The organism is Paracraurococcus lichenis (assembly GCF_030657435.1).
Lineage (GTDB): Bacteria > Pseudomonadota > Alphaproteobacteria > Acetobacterales > Acetobacteraceae > Paracraurococcus > Paracraurococcus lichenis.
The window spans coordinates 1-2062 of sequence record NZ_JAUTWS010000257.1; the positions used below are offsets into that span (position 1 = coordinate 1).

Consider the following 2062-nt stretch of genomic DNA (forward strand, 5'->3'; position numbering starts at 1 on the left):
GCAATGAGATCATTGCCGTGGCATTCGATCATGGAATGGAAAGGGACGTACCCTCGGTGGCGCCCAGCGCTTGCCCTGTCGGCCTGTGTTCGGGGTAGGCCAGGAGCGCTCTTCCGTATGCATCTATCATTTTAATCACGCTTGTGTGCCGAACCGTCGCGGAGCAAACGCATCGGGCGGCAAACCGTTTGGCTGCCGGCGCGCATGGGACTTGCGCGCTGAGAGCGCCTAACCGGAAAGGAGGCAACAATTATGAACCGGTCCACGGTCACACCAAGCAGCGTCGTAGCGGTGCTGCTCGCCGCTACACTGGTCAGTCCAGCTTTCGCGCAAGGAACAACCGCCCAAGGCGTGGCTCCGAGCACTCCACCATCCGGCGCCGCACCAAAGTCACGCGCCGCGACACCGGCCAATACCGCAGCCACGGAGCGGCGCGAGGGGAGCGCAGAGCGGCAGGTCGTGGTCGATGCAGCGCAACTCGAATCCGGCGCGAACAGCTTCACCGAAGCCCAGGCCCGCAGCCGCTTTGAGGACGCCGGCTTCACCAATGTGCAGGACCTGCGCAAGGACGATCACGGCTTTTGGCATGGTCGCGCGATGCGCGGCGGTAGTCAGACAGAGGTTGCGCTGGATTTCCGCGGCCGGATTGCGGCCGGCCCGGCTGTGGCAACGCTGAGGTCCGGCAACACACGTTCCTCGGAGGAAGCGCGCACTAATGCGATCCCGAGCGCCGGGACCACCAATCGAGAGCCTGACGGCACGGCCGGCAACCCACCATCGACGATGACCGGACGCGCGGTGGACCGCCTGCAAGGTGAAACACCCCGGCCTGATGGCACGCCTGGTAACCCGCCCGGGACGGCTGCCGGGCGAGCGCTCGACCGCGCCACAGGCACTAATACGACCGGCGCCAATCATCCCGCGGCCGGATCCGGCGCTCCCCAACGTTGACGGCATTCCTCACGGGCACCTGGGCGGCCACCCACACACCCGTACAAACGAGAGGAGCGGACATGACAATACGCACAATCACCCGGATGTTCGATGGTTACGCGGGTGCAGCTGCAGCTGTGCACGACCTTGAGGCGGCAGGCTTCTCGCCGAACAATGTCAGCCTGATCGGCAGTGGCCGGGGCGAAGACGCGACAGCTTCCGCAGCGCACGCCGGGGATGCCGACCGCAACGGCGTTGTTGATAGCACCGAGAGCGGCGCCGGCACAGGCGCCGGGATCGGGGCGGTGCTCGGCGGTGGCGCTGGCCTGCTGGCGGGTCTTGGCGCCCTAGCCGTCCCGGGGCTCGGGCCGATTGTCGCCGCCGGTTGGCTCGTCGCAACCTTGACCGGTGCCGGTGCGGGCGCCGCAGCAGGCGGTCTCCTCGGCGCACTCACCTCGGCTGGCGTGGATGAGGCGGACACGCCGGTCTATGCTGAAGGGGTGCGACGCGGCGCCCACATCGTGGCTGTGCGCACCGACGAGAGCCGTCTCGGACAAGCCGAGGCGATTTTGGCACGGCATGGTCCGGTGGACATCGCACAGCGCGGCGCTGATTACCGTGCGGGTGGCTGGACTGGTCACAGCGACCATGGTGCCGTGCTTCCCTCAACACCAGAAGGCACGCCCGGAAACCCGCCGGGGACGATGGCCAGCCGGGCCCTTGACCGCGCGGCCGGCACAAACGTGAGCGGTGCCTACCCCTCGCAGTCGGACGGCACGCCAGCAAACCCGCCAGGCACGGCAGCAGAACGGACCTTTGACCGCATGGCAGGAACAAACGCTAGCGGCGCTCACCCAGGCGCCGCCCGTTAAGGAGCGTCTTCTAGAGTGAGTTCGACGGCGCTAGCGGATAGGTAGCGCCGTCGAGTTCACCATGACGCGCAGAATGTCGCCAACGAAGGTGAGGTTCTGCCAGAACGGGCGGGCGTGGTTCGAAACCAGGTCACACGCGCAGCTGGGTTGGTACTGCCGGGGTGGGTGATGGCACCTTCGGGTTTTCACCCTTGACCCAACTTGGACACTGCCTTCCGGAAAGCTGTTTCCGGTCAGCAGCTTACAGGGCCGCTGCC

General features: G+C 66.5%; 2 protein-coding genes. Both read left to right on the top strand.

Annotated features, from left to right (window positions below; translation table 11 throughout):
- The first annotated feature begins 252 nt into the window (after positions 1 to 252).
- Positions 253 to 951 carry a hypothetical protein gene (locus tag Q7A36_RS39500; RefSeq protein ID WP_305109268.1) on the top strand — a complete coding sequence of 233 codons (699 nt, stop codon included), beginning with the start codon at positions 253 to 255 and terminating at the stop codon, positions 949 to 951.
- Positions 952 to 1013: 62 nt separating this feature from the next.
- Complete coding sequence (locus Q7A36_RS39505; protein ID WP_305109269.1) at positions 1014 to 1805, top strand: hypothetical protein; 792 nt, start codon at positions 1014 to 1016, stop codon at positions 1803 to 1805.
- Positions 1806 to 2062: the final 257 nt, after the last annotated feature.